At 57.5% G+C, this 16063-nt stretch carries 15 protein-coding genes; 9 read left to right on the top strand and 6 right to left on the bottom strand.

Features of this window, described 5'->3' with window-relative positions:
* The first annotated feature begins 22 nt into the window (after positions 1-22).
* The gene (gene csiR, locus JO226_RS04550; RefSeq protein ID WP_293493896.1) at positions 23-718 is read left to right on the top strand and encodes a DNA-binding transcriptional regulator CsiR; all 696 of its coding nucleotides are present in this window, start codon (positions 23-25) and stop codon (positions 716-718) included.
* A gap of 124 nt (positions 719-842) precedes the next feature.
* Positions 843-1100 (top strand): acid resistance repetitive basic protein Asr, encoded by a 258-nt coding sequence (gene asr / locus JO226_RS04545; RefSeq protein ID WP_293493893.1) that lies wholly within the window; start codon positions 843-845, stop codon positions 1098-1100.
* Positions 1101-1319: 219 nt separating this feature from the next.
* Here the strand turns inward: asr and JO226_RS04540 are convergent, their stop codons facing one another.
* The 3 genes from JO226_RS04540 to JO226_RS04530 form a co-directional block, all read right to left on the bottom strand.
* Positions 1320-1883, bottom strand: coding sequence for a peroxiredoxin (locus JO226_RS04540; RefSeq protein ID WP_293493890.1), 564 nt, complete (start codon positions 1881-1883; stop codon positions 1320-1322).
* A 145-nt stretch (positions 1884-2028) separates the two neighbouring features.
* Complete coding sequence (locus tag JO226_RS04535) at positions 2029-2904, bottom strand: aldo/keto reductase family oxidoreductase (protein ID WP_293493887.1); 876 nt, start codon at positions 2902-2904, stop codon at positions 2029-2031.
* A 115-nt stretch (positions 2905-3019) separates the two neighbouring features.
* Positions 3020-4252: an amino acid permease gene (locus JO226_RS04530; protein WP_293493884.1), complete on the bottom strand. Its 1233-nt coding sequence runs from the start codon at positions 4250-4252 to the stop codon at positions 3020-3022.
* Between the two features lie 221 nt (positions 4253-4473).
* Here JO226_RS04530 and JO226_RS04525 point away from each other — a divergent pair, with 221 nt between their 5' ends.
* The 4 genes from JO226_RS04525 (at position 4474) to JO226_RS04510 (ending at position 8551) form a co-directional block, all read left to right on the top strand.
* On the top strand, positions 4474-5655 hold the full coding sequence (locus JO226_RS04525; protein ID WP_293493881.1) for an acetyl-CoA C-acetyltransferase: 1182 nt from the start codon (positions 4474-4476) through the stop codon (positions 5653-5655).
* 419 nt (positions 5656-6074) lie between these two features.
* A complete protein-coding gene (kduI, locus tag JO226_RS04520) occupies positions 6075-6911 on the top strand; it encodes a 5-dehydro-4-deoxy-D-glucuronate isomerase (protein WP_293493878.1) in 837 nt (278 codons plus the stop codon).
* 62 nt (positions 6912-6973) lie between these two features.
* Positions 6974-7735: a 2-dehydro-3-deoxy-D-gluconate 5-dehydrogenase KduD gene (gene kduD / locus JO226_RS04515; RefSeq protein ID WP_293493875.1), complete on the top strand. Its 762-nt coding sequence runs from the start codon at positions 6974-6976 to the stop codon at positions 7733-7735.
* A 123-nt stretch (positions 7736-7858) separates the two neighbouring features.
* Complete coding sequence (locus JO226_RS04510) at positions 7859-8551, top strand: aspartate/glutamate racemase (protein ID WP_293493872.1); 693 nt, start codon at positions 7859-7861, stop codon at positions 8549-8551.
* On the opposite strand, the gene JO226_RS04505 is transcribed toward JO226_RS04510, so the two are convergent.
* Positions 8538-9473, bottom strand: a complete 936-nt coding sequence (locus JO226_RS04505) for a LysR family transcriptional regulator (RefSeq protein WP_293493870.1) — start codon at positions 9471-9473, stop codon at positions 8538-8540. The two genes, JO226_RS04510 and JO226_RS04505, sit on opposite strands and share 14 nt — an antisense overlap.
* Before the next feature lie 122 nt (positions 9474-9595).
* Here JO226_RS04505 and lysA point away from each other — a divergent pair, with 122 nt between their 5' ends.
* A complete protein-coding gene (gene lysA, locus JO226_RS04500; RefSeq protein ID WP_293493868.1) occupies positions 9596-10858 on the top strand; it encodes a diaminopimelate decarboxylase in 1263 nt (420 codons plus the stop codon).
* On the opposite strand, the gene JO226_RS04495 is transcribed toward lysA, so the two are convergent.
* The gene (locus JO226_RS04495; protein ID WP_293493865.1) at positions 10828-11862 is read right to left on the bottom strand and encodes a LacI family DNA-binding transcriptional regulator; all 1035 of its coding nucleotides are present in this window, start codon (positions 11860-11862) and stop codon (positions 10828-10830) included. The genes lysA and JO226_RS04495 overlap by 31 nt on opposite strands.
* A 175-nt stretch (positions 11863-12037) precedes the next feature.
* Here JO226_RS04495 and JO226_RS04490 point away from each other — a divergent pair, with 175 nt between their 5' ends.
* On the top strand, positions 12038-12490 hold the full coding sequence (locus JO226_RS04490) for a GNAT family N-acetyltransferase (protein ID WP_293493862.1): 453 nt from the start codon (positions 12038-12040) through the stop codon (positions 12488-12490).
* Here JO226_RS04490 and galR read toward each other — a convergent pair.
* Positions 12478-13494 (bottom strand): HTH-type transcriptional regulator GalR, encoded by a 1017-nt coding sequence (gene galR, locus JO226_RS04485; RefSeq protein ID WP_293493859.1) that lies wholly within the window; start codon positions 13492-13494, stop codon positions 12478-12480. The two genes, JO226_RS04490 and galR, sit on opposite strands and share 13 nt — an antisense overlap.
* A 422-nt stretch (positions 13495-13916) precedes the next feature.
* Between galR and aas the strand changes: the two genes are divergently transcribed.
* Positions 13917-16052: a bifunctional acyl-ACP--phospholipid O-acyltransferase/long-chain-fatty-acid--ACP ligase gene (gene aas / locus JO226_RS04480; RefSeq protein ID WP_293493856.1), complete on the top strand. Its 2136-nt coding sequence runs from the start codon at positions 13917-13919 to the stop codon at positions 16050-16052.
* The last annotated feature ends 11 nt before the right edge of the window (positions 16053-16063 follow it).

The raw sequence follows: 16063 nt of genomic DNA, 5'->3' as shown, positions 1-16063 counted from the left end.
TTAAGAGACGGGAGTTTTGCCCATGACTGCCATTTCCCAACCGACAGCCATTGACGGCTACCGGTGGCTAAAAAACGACATTATTCGCGGCGAATACCTGCCCGATGAGAAGCTGCGGATGAGCCTGTTAACCTCGCGCTACGGGCTGGGAGTGGGGCCGTTGCGGGAAGCGCTTTCGCAACTGGTCGCCGAACGGCTGGTCACGGTGGTTAATCAGAAAGGCTATCGCGTTGCCCCGATGTCCGAGAGCGAACTGCTCGATATTTTTGATGCCCGCGCCAATATGGAAGCTATGCTGGTGCAGCTTGCGGTCGAGCGCGGTACCGACGAGTGGGAAGCCGAGGTGCTGGCGCGCGCGCATATGCTCAATAAACTTGAGTCCAGCGAGGCCAGCGAGGAACTACTGGAGGAGTGGGACTTGCGCCATCAGGCGTATCACACGGCCATTGTCGCCGGATGCGGTTCCCAGTATTTGCTGCAAATGCGCCAGCGCCTTTTCGATCTGGCGGCGCGCTACCGGTTTATCTGGCTGCGCAAGACGGTCTTATCCGTCGAAATGCTCGAAGACAAACATGTTCAGCATGAAGCGTTGACGCAGGCGATCCTCGCCCGCGACGCGGCGTTAAGCAGCGAACTGATGCGCCAGCATTTATTAACGCCGATCCCCGTTATTCAGCAGGCGATGGCGCTGAATACACCGCGGGAAAACCTTGCCTGATGCGTTGTACAATTCGTCACAAGCCGTAACCACATCCTCACTGATGAAATGACTTCTCTGGCGTAGAGTTATTTCATCGCCCTGATGCAGGGGCTAAACTGAAAAAGAAATTGAGGATGTTGCCATGAAAAAAGTATTAGCCCTGATGATTGCTGCCACTATGGGACTGTCTTCTGCCGCTTTCGCAGCCGGCACCACCACTACAGCACCTGCAGCAGCACCGGCTGCCTCGGCTGCTAAGGCGCCGACAACCGTTAAGCATCATAAAAAACATCACAAAGCAACCACAGCGGCCCCGGCGCAAAAAGCCCAGTCCGCGAAAAAACATCACAAGTCTACTAAGCACCACAGCACAAAACCGGCCGCTAAACCAGCCGCGTAACCGGACGCGCTAAATGGCGCCAGCTATCTCTGATGCCCGGTAATTACCGGGCATTATTTTTTCAGAGGTGTCATCAAATGCGCAGATACTCATTTGAAATCATGCTGGGCATATTACTGCTGTGCGGTGTTATCGCCGCAATAATACTGCTTTCTACCGTTTTTACCCCGGCCTGGCTGTGACGGCCAATAATCCCTTCCTTTTCTGTGTTTCCTCACGTCACAGGTGCGGTTGCGCGTAACGCTTCACCGCGTCCAGCGCTTTTTGGATATGACTGCTGGGATCGTTATCCGTGTAGCTAAAGAGGATCTTGCCGCTTGGCGCGATGACAAACGAGGTACGACCTGAAACGGTTGTCCCCTTCATCTCCATTAGCGTCTGGTATTCAGCGGCCACTTTGGCGTCGGGATCGGCGGCGACGGCGAATTTATCGCGGCACTCCTGCTTTGAAAACTCCCCAACCTGATCGATATTCCCCGCCGTCACGCCAATGACGGTCGCCCCCAGCCGTTTGAAATCATCGGCAGCATTGGCAAACTCGTTGGCCTCAATGGTGCAGCCTCGGGTGAAGGCAGCGGGAAAGAAGTAGAGCACGACCAGTCCTTCCTGCAATGCCTGCTGGAGGGAAAAGGTCATCGGTTTACCGTCAATCGCGCCACGCAGGGTGAAATCCGGGGCTTGATCGCCCACCTGAAGAGCGGCTTGTGCCGTCATTGCCAGTGAGGAAAAGCTCAGAATGACGGCCCCCATCAGGTAACAAAGGCACTTTTTTAAACGTTTCATGGCAAATCCCCCATAACACCCATACATCGGACTGGCGAGAAAATAGACGCGCCAGTTCTTTTAGTTTCGCCTGGTAGCGAAAAATTTCCTGTTTTTAACCAGAAAAAACATCCGCAAGGGGGATTGCGGATGTTTCATTGCCAGGTTACTCCAGCGCCTGCGGAATAGTATTCAATGCCTTGACCGCATCGGCGGGCAGCGTCAGCGAGGCGGCCGTCAGGTTTTCCTGCAGATGGTTGAGCGACGACGTGCCTGGGATCAGCAGAATATTGGGCGATCGCTGCAGCAACCAGGCCAGCGCGACCTGCATGGGCGTCGCCCCCAGGCGCTCCGCCACGTCGTTTAGATCCTGCGACTGTAAAGGCGTAAAGCCGCCGAGCGGGAAGAACGGCACATAGGGAATGTTTTTCGCCGCCAGCGTATCAATCAGCGGGTCGTCCTGACGGTTGGCCACGTTATAAAAGTTTTGTACGCAGGCGATAGGGGTCATCTTCAGCCCGTCTTCAACCTGTGTGGGCGTCACGTTGCTCAGACCGATATGACGGATAAGCCCGCGTTCTTTGAGTTTAATCAGCGTGGTGAGCGGTTCTTCCAGCGACCCTTCCGCCGGGCCGTGTTTGCTGAACATGCTGCGCAGGTTAACGACGTCAAGCGCCTCTAATCCCAGATTACGCAGGTTATCCTCAACGGCCTGCGTTAACTCCGGCGCCGACATTGCCGGCAGCCAGTTGCCCTGCTCGTCGCGGCGGGCGCTGACTTTCGTCACGATGGTCAGGTTATCGGAATAGGGGTGCAGCGCTTTGCGGATAAGCTGGTTGGTGACGTGCGGGCCGTAGAAATCAGAGGTATCAATATGGTTGACGCCTGCTTCTACCACTGCCTGAAGCACTTTCACGGCCATCTCGGGATCTTTAGGCGGGCCGAACACGCCGGGACCAGCTAGCTGCATTGCGCCGTAGCCAAGACGGTAGACCTCGCGTTCACCGAGCGTGTAACGGCCGGACTGTTTAACACTGGACATAACGGTTTCCTCATCTCATAGGCTGACTAACCGAATAAGTGTAAACCCGTTCGTAAGGCCAGAGTGTGACAAACGTTAGCGGAATGTGCGGCAGAGAACCTGCCGCACAAAGGGGTCAACCGAAGAACATGACCGACACGCACAGCAGGCCGACGATAAGTGTAATCAGGCTGCCGATGGAGCGGTGCGGTTTCAGCGCCGGGATCAGGTAGGTGGACAGGGTCGGCATGATAAACAGGATCATGGCGATAAGCGGCCCGCTGATGGCGTAAATCATCGAGATAGCGTTCGGGTTAATACAGCAGACGGCGAAGGTCACCACCGAAACCAGCAATATTGACATTGCCCGGTTAAACGCGCGGCTCTTATGAACGCCCACCAGGTGTAGCCCGGCTTTGACCATTTCGCTGGCACCTTCAATCACGCCGAAATAGGTGCCGAGAAACGATTTCGACATCGCGATAATCGCCACGATAATTCCTGAAACCGCCAGCCACTGCGGTGCGGCGGGCATCATCGCGAGGGCGGAAAGAATGGTGACGCCTTCCTCTTTCGCTGAGGTGATATAGCTTTCCGGGATCGCCAGCAGGCAACTGAATACGAAGAACAGCACGCTCAGACAGATGATGAGATAGGCTACCCGCATAATTTTTTTGCATTTATCCATGGCCCGATCGCCAAATTTCTCCCGCCGATCGATGGCGAACGTGGAGATAATCGGCGTATGGCTAAAAGCGAAAACCATCACAGGGATAGAGAGCCAGACCTGGTGCAGCGTATGCGGCGTGACGTTTAACTGCTCGCCGGAAAACAGTGAAGGCTGCCAGCTGCCCGTCAGATACAGCGATAAAAACAGAAAGTAAGCGATCAGCGGGAACACCAGAAAGCCCATGACCTTCAGCGTCACGTGGCGCCCCATCAAAAAGATAAGGTTGAGCACCAGTACCACCGCGAGACTGACCAGCATTCTGATGCCCGTCGTCACTGTCATCTGTTTTGCCAGTTGTTCCGTCAGCGAATTGGTGATGGCGACGGCGTAGATAAGCACCACGACGAAGAAGGCAATGAAATAGAGCGCGGTAATCAGGCTGCCGATTTTTTTGCCGTAGTAGTGAGTGACCGCGCCGGTGATACCAACCCCTGCCGGGGTGTTCGACGACAGGATAAACTGGCACAACGCCCGGTGCGGCCAGTAGGTGAGCGGCCACGCGACCAGCGCGGTAATGATGAGCACCATCGCTCCGGCGGAGCCTAACTGAATCGGCAGGAACAGGGTGCCAGCCCCTACCGCAGTACCATATAAGGCGAAACTCCAGAGAGTGTCGTCTTTTGACCATATTTTCGACATTACTTAATTTTTTACACCATGGAACCCAAAAAAGAGGGCGAATTTACCATATTTTGCGGTGGTTCGGGGGATCGGTTTGCATTCCCGGCCATTGACGGGAATCGCGAGGTCGTGCAAACGGTGAACGGGCTTTGTGATAACTCTCACTTTTTTAAACAATTGCGATAATTATTGATAACAATGCCGCTACTATAGCGGTGTTTATTTACGCTGAGGTCGAGATGAAAGACGTCGTTATCGTAGGTGCGGTTCGCACCCCCATCGGTTGCTTCCAGGGCGCATTGTCCGGCTTTACGGCCGTAGAATTGGGCTGTGTGGTCGTACGAGCGCTGGTAGAGCGAAGCGGTATTGATCCCCACAGCGTAGATGAAGTGATCCTCGGCCAGGTGTTAACGGCAGGGGCCGGGCAAAACCCGGCCCGCCAGTCGGCCATCAAAGGCGGTTTACCCAACACCGTGTCGGCCATTACCATCAACGACGTCTGCGGCTCGGGCCTGAAGGCGCTGCATCTGGCGACGCAGGCCATCCAGTGCGGCGAAGCGGATGTGGTTATCGCGGGCGGTCAGGAGAACATGAGCCGCGCGCCGCATGTGCTGACCGACAGCCGCACCGGGGCGCGTCTTGGCAACAGTCAGCTGATTGATAGCCTCGTCCATGACGGGTTATGGGATGCCTTCAACGATTATCATATGGGCGTTACCGCGGAAAACCTGGCCCGGGAGTACGGCATCAGCCGCGAGCGTCAGGACGCCTGGGCGCTCAGCTCGCAGCAAAAAGCGCGCAGAGCGATTGACTCCGGGCGTTTTCGCGAGGAAATCGTCCCGGTCGTCAACGTGCAAAAAAACGGCGTCACCCAGATTGTCGATACCGACGAGCAGCCGCGTACCGATGCCAGCGCGGAAGGGCTGGCGAGCCTGTCGCCCGCGTTCGAACACGCCGGTTCCGTGACGGCGGGCAACGCCTCCTCCATTAATGACGGCGCGGCGGCGGTGATGATGATGAGCGAATCAAAAGCGCTCGAGCTGAATTTACCTGTCCTCGCGCGCATTCGTGCTTTTGCCAGCGTAGGCGTCGATCCGGCGCTGATGGGCATTGCGCCAGTCTATGCGACCCGCCGCTGTCTGGAGCGGGTGGGTTGGCGCCTCGATGAGGTGGACCTGATCGAAGCCAACGAGGCTTTCGCCGCGCAGGCTATCTCCGTCGGCAAAGTGCTGGAATGGGATGAGCGGCGGGTAAATGTGAATGGCGGCGCCATCGCGCTCGGACACCCCATTGGCGCCTCCGGCTGCCGCATTCTGGTTTCGCTGGTGCATGAGATGATGAAGCGCGATGCTCGCAAGGGGCTGGCGACGCTGTGCATCGGTGGCGGCCAGGGCGTGGCGCTGGCCGTGGAACGCGAATAACGTTGAAAAAAAAGCCCTTCTGGCGAAGGGCAAGGCCAGTTACAGAAACAGTGATCACCGTATCAAAACGCCTTTTCACTTCATGTGATGGCTGGCGCATTTCGCTAAACTCCCCTCAATGACCTTCCCGCATGTCCGCCGACATCTGCTCCTCTTCGTTTTCCTGCCGCTTTTTTCTCTTTGCATGCTATTTTTTAAAGTTATCTCAACTTTATGTTTTTATTATTTATTTATAATTCAAAATCTCATTTTAATGCTGATGTTCGTGATCGGCATGGCATTTTTGCTATTTATAAACATAAAAATTGAAACATCGTTTTATTTATAATTGAAAAGCCAATCGCAGAGGGATAAGATGGTTCCATCAGAAAACGAAACAGCATTTTGAACACCCGAAGACTACATTCCCGGAGGCTATCGTGGACGTCAGACAAAGTATCCACAGCGCGCATGCCAAAACCCTGGATACCCAGGGGCTGCGTAGTGAATTTTTAGTTGAACAGGTATTTACCGCCGATGAGTACACCATGGTGTACAGCCACATCGATCGCATTATCGTTGGCGGCATTATGCCGGTTCAGCGCACAGTGTCGGTGGGCAGTGAAGTCGGTAAACAGCTGGGCGTTAGCTATTTCCTGGAGCGTCGCGAGCTGGGCGTTATCAATATCGGCGGACCCGGCACCATCACCGTGGATGGGCTGTGTTTTGAAATAGGTCACCGCGATGCGCTGTACGTAGGGAAGGGCGCCAAAGAGGTGGTCTTCGCCAGCCTTGATAGCGCGAAGCCAGCGAAGTTCTACTACAACTGCGCCCCAGCGCATACCGCGTACCCGACGAAAAAAGTGACGCCTGCTGACGTCGCGCCGGTGACGCTTGGCGACAACCTCACCAGCAACCGCCGCACCATCAACAAGTATTTTGTCCCCGACGTGCTGGAAACCTGCCAACTGAGCATGGGGCTGACTGAGCTGGCGCCTGGCAACCTGTGGAACACCATGCCGTGCCATACCCATGAGCGCCGCATGGAGGTCTATTTCTATTTCAATATGGATGACGACGCCTGTGTGTTCCACATGATGGGACAGCCTCAGGAAACGCGTCATATCGTCATGCATAACGAACAGGCGGTTATCTCTCCGAGCTGGTCGATTCACTCCGGTGTCGGCACACGCGCCTACACCTTTATCTGGGGCATGGTTGGTGAGAACCAGGTCTTTGATGATATGGACCATGTTGCGGTGCGCGATCTGCGCTAATTGCCGGTAACCCACTATCACTACGCCTGTCGAGGACAGGCTCGAAAGAGTAAGGAACAATTATGATTCTTGATACATTCTCTCTGGCTGGCAAAGTTGCCGTTGTCACTGGCTGCGACACCGGTCTGGGACAGGGAATGGCGTTAGGCCTGGCGCAAGCGGGCTGCGATATCGTCGGCATCAACATCGTTGAGCCGGTGGAAACTATCGAACGCGTTACCGCCCTGGGACGTCGTTTTCTGAGCCTGACCGCTGATTTGCGTCAGATTGACGGGATCCCGGCGCTGCTCGACCGCGCGGTGGCAGAGTTCGGCCACATTGATATTCTGATCAACAACGCCGGTCTGATTCGTCGTCAGGACGCTATTGAGTTCAGCGAAAAAGACTGGGACGACGTCATGAACCTGAACATCAAGAGCGTGTTCTTTATGTCTCAGGCAGTGGCGAAGCATTTCATTCAGCAGGGCAGCGGCGGCAAAATTATCAACATCGCATCAATGCTCTCCTTCCAGGGCGGGATCCGCGTACCGTCTTACACCGCTTCCAAGAGCGGCGTAATGGGCGTTACTCGTCTGCTGGCAAACGAATGGGCGAAGCACAATATCAACGTGAACGCCATCGCACCGGGCTACATGGCGACCAACAATACTCAGCAACTGCGCTCCGACGAGCAGCGTAGCGCGGAAATCCTCGACCGTATCCCGGCCGGGCGTTGGGGCCTGCCGAGCGACCTGATGGGGCCGGTGGTGTTCCTTGCGTCCAGCGCTTCCGATTACATCAATGGCTACACCATTGCTGTGGATGGCGGCTGGCTGGCGCGCTAATTCGCTCCGTCGTCAAAGACAAACCCCTGCCTGTCGGCGGGGGTTTTGCTTATTGGCGGCAAAGTGGAAAGTTTGTCGTAACTCTGTTTCACTGTCAGAGACCATCACGGCAGAGGAGCGGGCATGAAAACTATCGGGTTATTAGGCGGCATGAGTTGGGAATCGACCATTCCCTATTATCGGCTGATTAACGAAGGCGTCAGGCAGCGCCTGGGCGGGCTGCATTCCGCGCCGCTGCTGCTGCACAGCGTCGATTTCCATGAGATAGAAGCCTGCCAGTCCGCCGGGGAGTGGGAAAAAGCCGGGCAGATACTGGCCGATGCCGCCGCCGGGCTTGAACGTATCGGCGCCGAGGGGATTGTGCTGTGTACCAACACCATGCACAAGGTGGCGCAACAGATTGAATCCCGCTGCCGGGTGCCGTTTTTGCATATCGCCGATGCCACCGGGCGCGCCATAGCAAAACAGGGGATGCGCAAGGTGGCGCTGCTGGGGACCCGCTACACGATGGAGCAGGATTTCTATCGCGGGCGCCTTGAACAGCAGTTTTCGCTAACCACCCTGATTCCTGACGCCGACGATCGCGCGAAAATCAACCAGATTATCTTTGACGAGCTGTGTCAGGGGCAATTCAGCGAAGCCTCCAGAAGCGAATACCTGCAGGTGATTGACCGGTTGGCGGCGCAGGGAGCGCAAGGGGTGATCTTCGGCTGTACCGAAATCGGCCTGCTGGTGCCCGCGCAGTATTGCCCTGTGCCGGTATTCGACACCGCGGCGCTGCACGCCAGCGACGCGGTGGCGTTTATGCTTTCCTGACGGCGTTAAGCACCGCATCCAGCGGCGTGACGAGGCGGTCCAGGCTCGACTGTAAATGCGCGACAAAGGCGTCTACCAGCGCCGAGCCGGGGCGGTGCAACGGGCGCACCAGACTGACGGTAAAGGGAACGTCCACGCTAAAACGGCGCACCGCAATGCCGCTGTCGATATAGTCCAGCGCCGTCAGCGGGTTGACGACCGAAATCCCCACACCAGCGCGCACCATTGCGCAAATGGAGGCGGCGCTGTGGGTTTCCACCACCATCCGCCGTTTTATCTGGCGTTCGCTGAACAGGTTATCAAGCAACTGACGGTAGCTGTCGGTGCGCGACAGGCTGATGTAATTCTCTCCCTGAAAATCCTCCGGCGTCAGCACCTCGTTGCCTGCCAGTGGGTGGTTAGCGGGCAGCACGCACACCTCATTTAACGTCAGTAGCGCCGTGCGCTCGGTACCCGCCGGGGTGTGCAGGGTCTCCGTTATCCCTAAATCATGACGCTGGGCGGAGAGCCACTCCTCAAGCAGCGGGGACTCCTGGGGCACAATCTGCAGGCTGACATCCGGATAGCGCTGTAAAAAGGGCTGTAGCAGCGCCGGAAGGAAGGATTGCGAAAAAACCGGCAGACAGACGACCGACAGTTCTCCCTGACGGAATTCGCGCAGGCTTTCGGCGGCGCTGACGATGCGATCCAGCCCGTACCAGGAACGCTGTACCTCTTCAAACAGGCGCAGCCCCTGGACCGTTGGATGCAGCCGCCCGCGGCTGCGTTCAAACAGCGTCAACCCCAGCACTTTTTCAAAACGCGCCAGCTCGCGGCTGACCGTCGGCTGCGAGGTATGCAGCATCTGTGCAGCCTCCGTCAGGTTGCCGGTGGTCATCACCGCGTGGAAGATTTCGATATGGCGCAGATTGACGGCGGGCATGGCGGCTCCTTTTTTCCGGTATTCCATATCATTTTTGCATAGAGTCTCAATAAAACGATATTTTTTATTCTCTTGCGGCTGTGGCGTAATGATGAAAAAACCTGATAACACCGGAGTATGCTATGCCACGCCCCCTAACCAACACGGATACCGACCTCACTGCGGAGAACCTGCTGCGCCTGCCTGCTGAATTCGGCTGCCCGGTCTGGGTCTATGACGCGCAGATTATTCGCCGCCAGATAGCGCAGCTCGGCCAGTTTGACGTGGTGCGTTTTGCGCAGAAGGCGTGTTCGAACATTCATATTCTGCGGCTGATGCGCGAGCAGGGCGTGAAAGTCGATTCCGTTTCGCTTGGGGAAATCGAGCGGGCGCTGGCGGCGGGGTACTCACCTCAGACTCACCCCGACGATATCGTGTTTACCGCTGACATGATTGACGAGGCGACTATCGCCCGGGTGAGCGAACTGCGCATTCCGGTCAACGCCGGTTCTGTCGATATGCTGGCCCAGCTTGGCGCCGTATCGCCGGGTCACCCGGTCTGGCTGCGGGTGAACCCGGGGTTTGGCCATGGTCATAGCCAGAAGACCAATACCGGCGGTGAAAACAGCAAGCATGGCATCTGGTACAGCGCCCTTCCGGCGGCGCTGGAGGTCATTAAGCGCTATGGACTGCGCCTTATCGGCATCCATATGCACATCGGCTCCGGGGTGGACTACAGTCACCTTGAGCAGGTATGCGGGGCGATGGTACGCCAGGTTATCGACTTCGGCCAGGATCTGCAGGCGATCTCCGCTGGTGGCGGTTTGTCGATTCCGTATCGCGAGGGCGAAGAGGCGATCGACACCGATCATTACTATGGTCTGTGGAACGCGGCACGCGAACAGATTGCCCGTCATCTGGGGCATCCGGTGAAGCTGGAGATTGAGCCGGGCCGTTTTCTGGTGGCTGAAGCGGGCGTACTGGTGTCGCAGGTGCGTAGCGTGAAGCAAATGGGCAGCCGCCATTTCGTGCTGATTGACGCCGGGTTTAACGACCTGATGCGACCGGCGATGTACGGCAGCTATCACCATATCACCGCGCTGGCGGCGGATGGCCGCGACTTAGCCCATGCGCCGCTGATTGAGACGGTGGTAGCCGGGCCGCTGTGCGAATCCGGCGACGTGTTTACCCAGCAGGAGGGGGGACAGGTAGAGACGCGCGCGCTGCCGCAGGTCGCGCCAGGCGATTATCTGGTGCTGCATGATACCGGTGCGTACGGTGCGTCGATGTCCTCAAACTACAACAGCCGTCCGCTGCTGCCTGAAGTGCTGTATGACAACGGCAGCGCCCGACTGATTCGCCGTCGTCAGACGATTCAGGAACTGCTGGCGCTGGAGATGTTCTGAAAATAAGGGCCGGTGGTGACCGATTCGCGCAGCACCAGAGTACCGGTGAAGGGCGGCAGGGTTTCTATCGGCTCCCCGTTCGCAAGCTTAATGGCTTGATCGATGGCGGTGGTAATCATGTTGTCGATGGGCAGATAGACCGTGGACAGGCCGGGCTCCAGCCATTTGGCGCTGGGCGCATCGTCAAAACCGAACAGCGAGATATCCTGCGGAACACGCAACCCGGCCTGATGCAGCGCTTTTGACGCGCCGAGCGCCATGTCGTCGTTGCAGGCAAACAGCGCGCTGAAGCGTACCTTCTCTTCCAGCAACTGGTGGCACAGTTCATAGCCGCGGGTCATCCCGGCGTCGCCGTATTTTACCTTTGACGGATCCCAGCCGATGCCGTGTTTTTCCAGCGCGTTGCGGTAGCCCTGCAAACGGGCTTTGCCGGTAGGGGTGTGGATAGGCACGGTGATACAGGCAATGTCGCGATGCCCCTGGGCGATGAGGTACTCAACGGCCTGGAACGCCGCATCCTGCTGCTCGAAGAAGACGCAGCGGTCACGTGCCTGCACGACATCGCGGTTAATGACCATCAGCGGCATATCGATGGTGTCGATGAGCTTCAGAATGGCCTTTTCGCTCATAAAACGGGTGTACAGCACAATGGCGTCGCACTGACGGTCGGCGAGCATTTGCACCGCCTGCTCCTCACGCTCCGGCGTATCGTGGCCGTCGGTGACGATCAGCTGTTTGCCGTGGGTTTCCGTCTGGCGGGAGGCCTGCTGCAGCAGGCGACCGAAGTAAAAACCGTCAAAGGTGGAGACGACCAGGCCAATGCTGTTGCTGGTCCGGTTGGCCAGCGAGCGCGCCAGAAAGTTAGGGCGATATCCCAGATCTTCCATTGCCTGGAATACCAGCTGTCGGGTGCTCTCCTTCACCTGACCTGTGCCGTTCAGTACGCGGGAGACGGTCGCTTTGGAGACGCCTGCGCGTAATGAGACATCCAGCATTGTTGCCATTGTGTATTCCTGTGCTACGTGATGAATCGCATTTTATCACAGACATTCTGGGGTATATCGCCTGCGGACGCCGCAAATAACCATCGCGATCACGCTTTTTTGATACAATGACGCGGTATTGCTCTTCAGCCGCGTTTGCGACCTGTGAAGAGCCGGGTTCCCGGGAGAAACAGATGTGAAAATCCAGCCGCTTTACGATGTGCCGCACCATGCCCGGCAGGTGACTGACTGGCTATGGCAGGCTTTCGGCGGCGTCGCGCAGCCGCGCGAGCTCTTCGCCAGTATTGTTGAACACAGCCAGACGCCGGACGCGCTGCCGCTGACCTTTGTACTCACCGACGCGGATACCCCGCTGGCTACGGTCGGCCTGTGGCGCTGTGATTTGCTAAGCCGTCAGGATTTGTTTCCGTGGATGGCGGCGCTGTATGTGGATGAAGCGGCCAGGGGACAGGGACTGGCCGGTCTGCTGCAGGAATATGTGATAGGCTACGCCCGGGAAAAGGGGTTTACGGATCTGCACCTCTACTCGGCCTGCCGCAATTTTTATGAACGTTTCGGCTGGCAGTACGTCGGTGATGGCATTGAGTCTCCCGCCACCACCGTTCACCTCTATCGTTACGCGCTCTGATTTTCAACCGGCGCGCTGACGGAATGACGGCGCACCAGGGTTGGGCTGAAAATATGGGTAATGTCCGGCAACGGGCGTTTATCCGCCAACGCCAACGCCAGCTCCGCCGCCTGCGTCGCCATTGTGACAATCGGATAGCGCACGGTTGTTAAGCGCGGCCGCACGTAGCGCGATACCAGCACGTCATCGAAGCCAATCAACGAGATCTCGCCCGGCACGTCAATACCGTTATCGTTCAGTACGCCCATGGCACCCGCAGCCATCGAGTCGTTATAGCAGGCGACGGCGGTAAAATGGCGGCCGCGTCCGAGCAGTTCTGTCATGGCCTGTTCGCCACCGCTCTCATCCGGCTCGCCGAAAGTCACTCGTCGTTCATTGCAGGGCAATCCGCTCTCTTTGAGTGCGTCGTAATAGCCCTGCAGGCGGTCTTCGGCGTCAGAAATCGCGTGGTTAGAGCACAGGTAGCCGATACGGGTGTGGCCCTGCTGAATCAGGTGGCGTGTCGCAAGCCAGGCGCCGTAGCGATCGTCCAGCGCGATGCAGCGCTTTTCATAGCCAGGCAGAATGCGGTTGATCAGCACCATACCGGGGATCTGCTTCATCAGCGAGGCGAGCTCGTCATCGGGGATCATTTTGGCGTGCACAACAAGCGCCGCGCAGCGGTGGCGGATCAGTTGCTCAATCGCCTGCCGTTCTTTCTTCTCATTATGGTAGCCGTTGCCGATCAGCAAAAAGTTGCCGGTATGGTAAGACACCTGCTCAACCGCTTTGACCATCGCGCCGAAAAAGGGGTCCGACACGTCGCCGACGACGAGGCCAATGGTGTCCGTCGACTGCTGCGCCAGCGCGCGGGCGTTGGCGTTAGGGTGGTAGTTTAGCGCTTCCATGGCGCTGGAAACGGCCTGGCGTGAGGCTTCACTGGCTTTCGGGGATTCGTTGATGACGCGCGAGACCGTGGCGACCGAAACGCCTGCCAGCCGGGCTACATCCTTTATTGTCGCCATATCGTGCCTTCTAAGAGGGAAAACGTTTACACCGCTACAGTGTTACGGAAAACGCAGGGGTATTCAAGGTGAAGGCCAGGATTGCGCGACATTTATGATGCAGGCGCTGGGCTCAGGTGTAATGGTTACACCTGGCGGTTAGCATAATTAAGAATGAAAACTGTGAATTCAAACCTTTGGTTACACTTTGCGAAGGGCTGTTGCGAATGTTTGCTGGAGGAGTCATCAGCCAGATTGATACTCTGGATGTCCCAGAGGTATTGATTGGTGAGATTCTTAAGTGCGGTTTTCGTACTTCTTCTCTTACACCGACCTGCGCAGATGCGCAGGTTTTTTTTGCCCAAAATCCCGCTCCTGCACTGCTTTTACGCCAGCTTCTCGTGTACCCTGCAAAAAATCCTTCTCTGGCAAATGGAGTTGTTATGCTTTTTGGGCTTTTTCGATGGCTTTTCAGGTTGATGTTCAGGATTCGGTTAACCGGAAACACGGACGCGCTCTGGCAGCAAAAAGTACTGATTACCCCGAACCATGTGTCGTTTATCGATGGCATCCTGGTGGCGTTGTTTTTGCCCGTACGCCCGGTGTTTGCGGTGTACACTTCCATCAGCCAGAAATGGTTTATGCGCCTGCTGGCGCCGCTGATTGATTTTGTCCCGCTCGATCCCGCGAAGCCGATGTCGATTAAACATCTGGTGCGACTGATAGAGCAGGGGCGTCCGGTGGTGATTTTCCCCGAGGGACGTATTTCCGTGACCGGATCGCTGATGAAAATCTACGACGGCGCGGCGTTCGTGGCGGCAAAGTCCCAGGCGACTATCGTGCCGCTACGCATTGAAGGCGCAGAGCTGAGTTGCTTTAGCCGCCTGACAGGGCTGGTGAAGCGCCGCCTGTTCCCGCGCATTCAGCTGCATCTTTTACCGCCGACGTCGATTCCGATGCCGGACGCGCCGCGTGCCCGCGATCGCCGCAAAATCGCCGGTGAAATGCTGCATCAGATAATGATGGAAGCGCGTATGGCGGTACGCCCGCGCGAAACGCTCTACGAGTCGCTGCTGGCGGCGCAGTATCGCTTCGGCGCGAAAAAGCCGTGCGTGGAGGACATCAATTTTCAGCCGGACAGCTACCATAAGCTGCTGACCAAAACGCTGTTTGTGGCGCGTATTCTGGAAAAATACAGCGTCAGAGGGGAGACAATCGGCCTGATGCTACCCAATGCCGGGATCAGCGCTGCGGTGATTTTCGGTGCCATCGCCCGCGGGCGTATTCCGGCAATGATGAACTATACCGCAGGCGTGAAGGGGCTCAGCAGCGCGATTACCGCCGCCCAGTTGAAGACCATTTTTACCTCCCGGACCTTCCTTGATAAGGGCAAGCTCTGGCACCTGCTGGAGCAGCTCACTCAGGTGCGTTGGGTGTTCCTTGAAGATCTGAAGGGCGACGTGACGGGGCGTGACAAACTATGGATTTTCAGCCGCCTGCTGATGCCGCGCTTAGCCCAGGTGCCGCAGCGCCCGGAGGACCCGGCGATGGTGCTGTTCACCTCGGGTTCTGAAGGCAACCCAAAAGGCGTGGTGCACAGCCATAAAAGTATTCTGGCGAACGTTGAGCAGATCAAAACCATTGCGGACTTTACCGCCCGCGACCGCTTTATGTCGGCGCTACCGCTGTTCCATTCGTTTGGTCTGACCGTCGGGTTGTTTACGCCGATCTTGACCGGCGCGGAGGTGTTCCTCTACCCAAGCCCGCTGCATTACCGCATCGTGCCGGAGTTGGTGTATGACCGCAACTGTACCGTTCTGTTCGGCACATCGACATTCCTCGGTCACTACGCACGTTTCGCCAACCCTTACGATTTTTATAAGGTGCGCTATGTGGTGGCGGGCGCGGAGAAGCTGCAGGAAAGCACCAAACAGCTCTGGCAGGACAAGTTCGGCCTGCGCATCCTGGAAGGCTACGGCGTGACCGAGACGGCGCCGGCGCTCGCGCTCAACACGCCGATGTTCAACAAATTCGGCACCGTCGGCCGCTTGCTGCCGGGCATGGAGGCGCGGCTCGAGCCGGTGCCGGGCGTGACCGACGGCGGCCGCTTGTTCGTGCGCGGCCCGAACGTGATGCTCGGTTATCTCAGGGTCGAGCACCCCGGCGTGCTCGAGCGCCCGCCCGAGGGCTGGCGCGACACCGGCGACGTGGTGTCGATCGACGGCGACGGCTTCATCACCATCAAGGGACGCGCGAAGCGTTTCGCCAAGGTCGCCGGCGAAATGGTATCGCTTGCCGCCGTCGAAGCGCTGGCCTCCGACCTCTGGCCCGATGCGCAATCCGGCTGCGCCGCGGTTCCCGACCCGCGCAAGGGCGAGCGGCTGGTGCTCGTCACCGGCCAAGCCGACGCGACGCGATCGCAGTTCGCAGCCTTCGCCAAACAGCACGGCGCCTCCGAGCTCATGGTGCCGTCCGAGATCATCATCGACAAGCCGCCGCTGCTCGGCTCCGGCAAAATCGACAACATCGCGCTCGCCCAGTTGGTGCGCGAGCGCATGAAGCTCGAGGGTGCCGCCTGATTGCATATGCG

The sequence above is a fragment of the Pluralibacter sp. genome, from assembly GCF_019237635.1.
Lineage (GTDB): Bacteria > Pseudomonadota > Gammaproteobacteria > Enterobacterales > Enterobacteriaceae > Enterobacter_B.
This window is presented reverse-complemented; position numbering and strand designations above follow the sequence as displayed.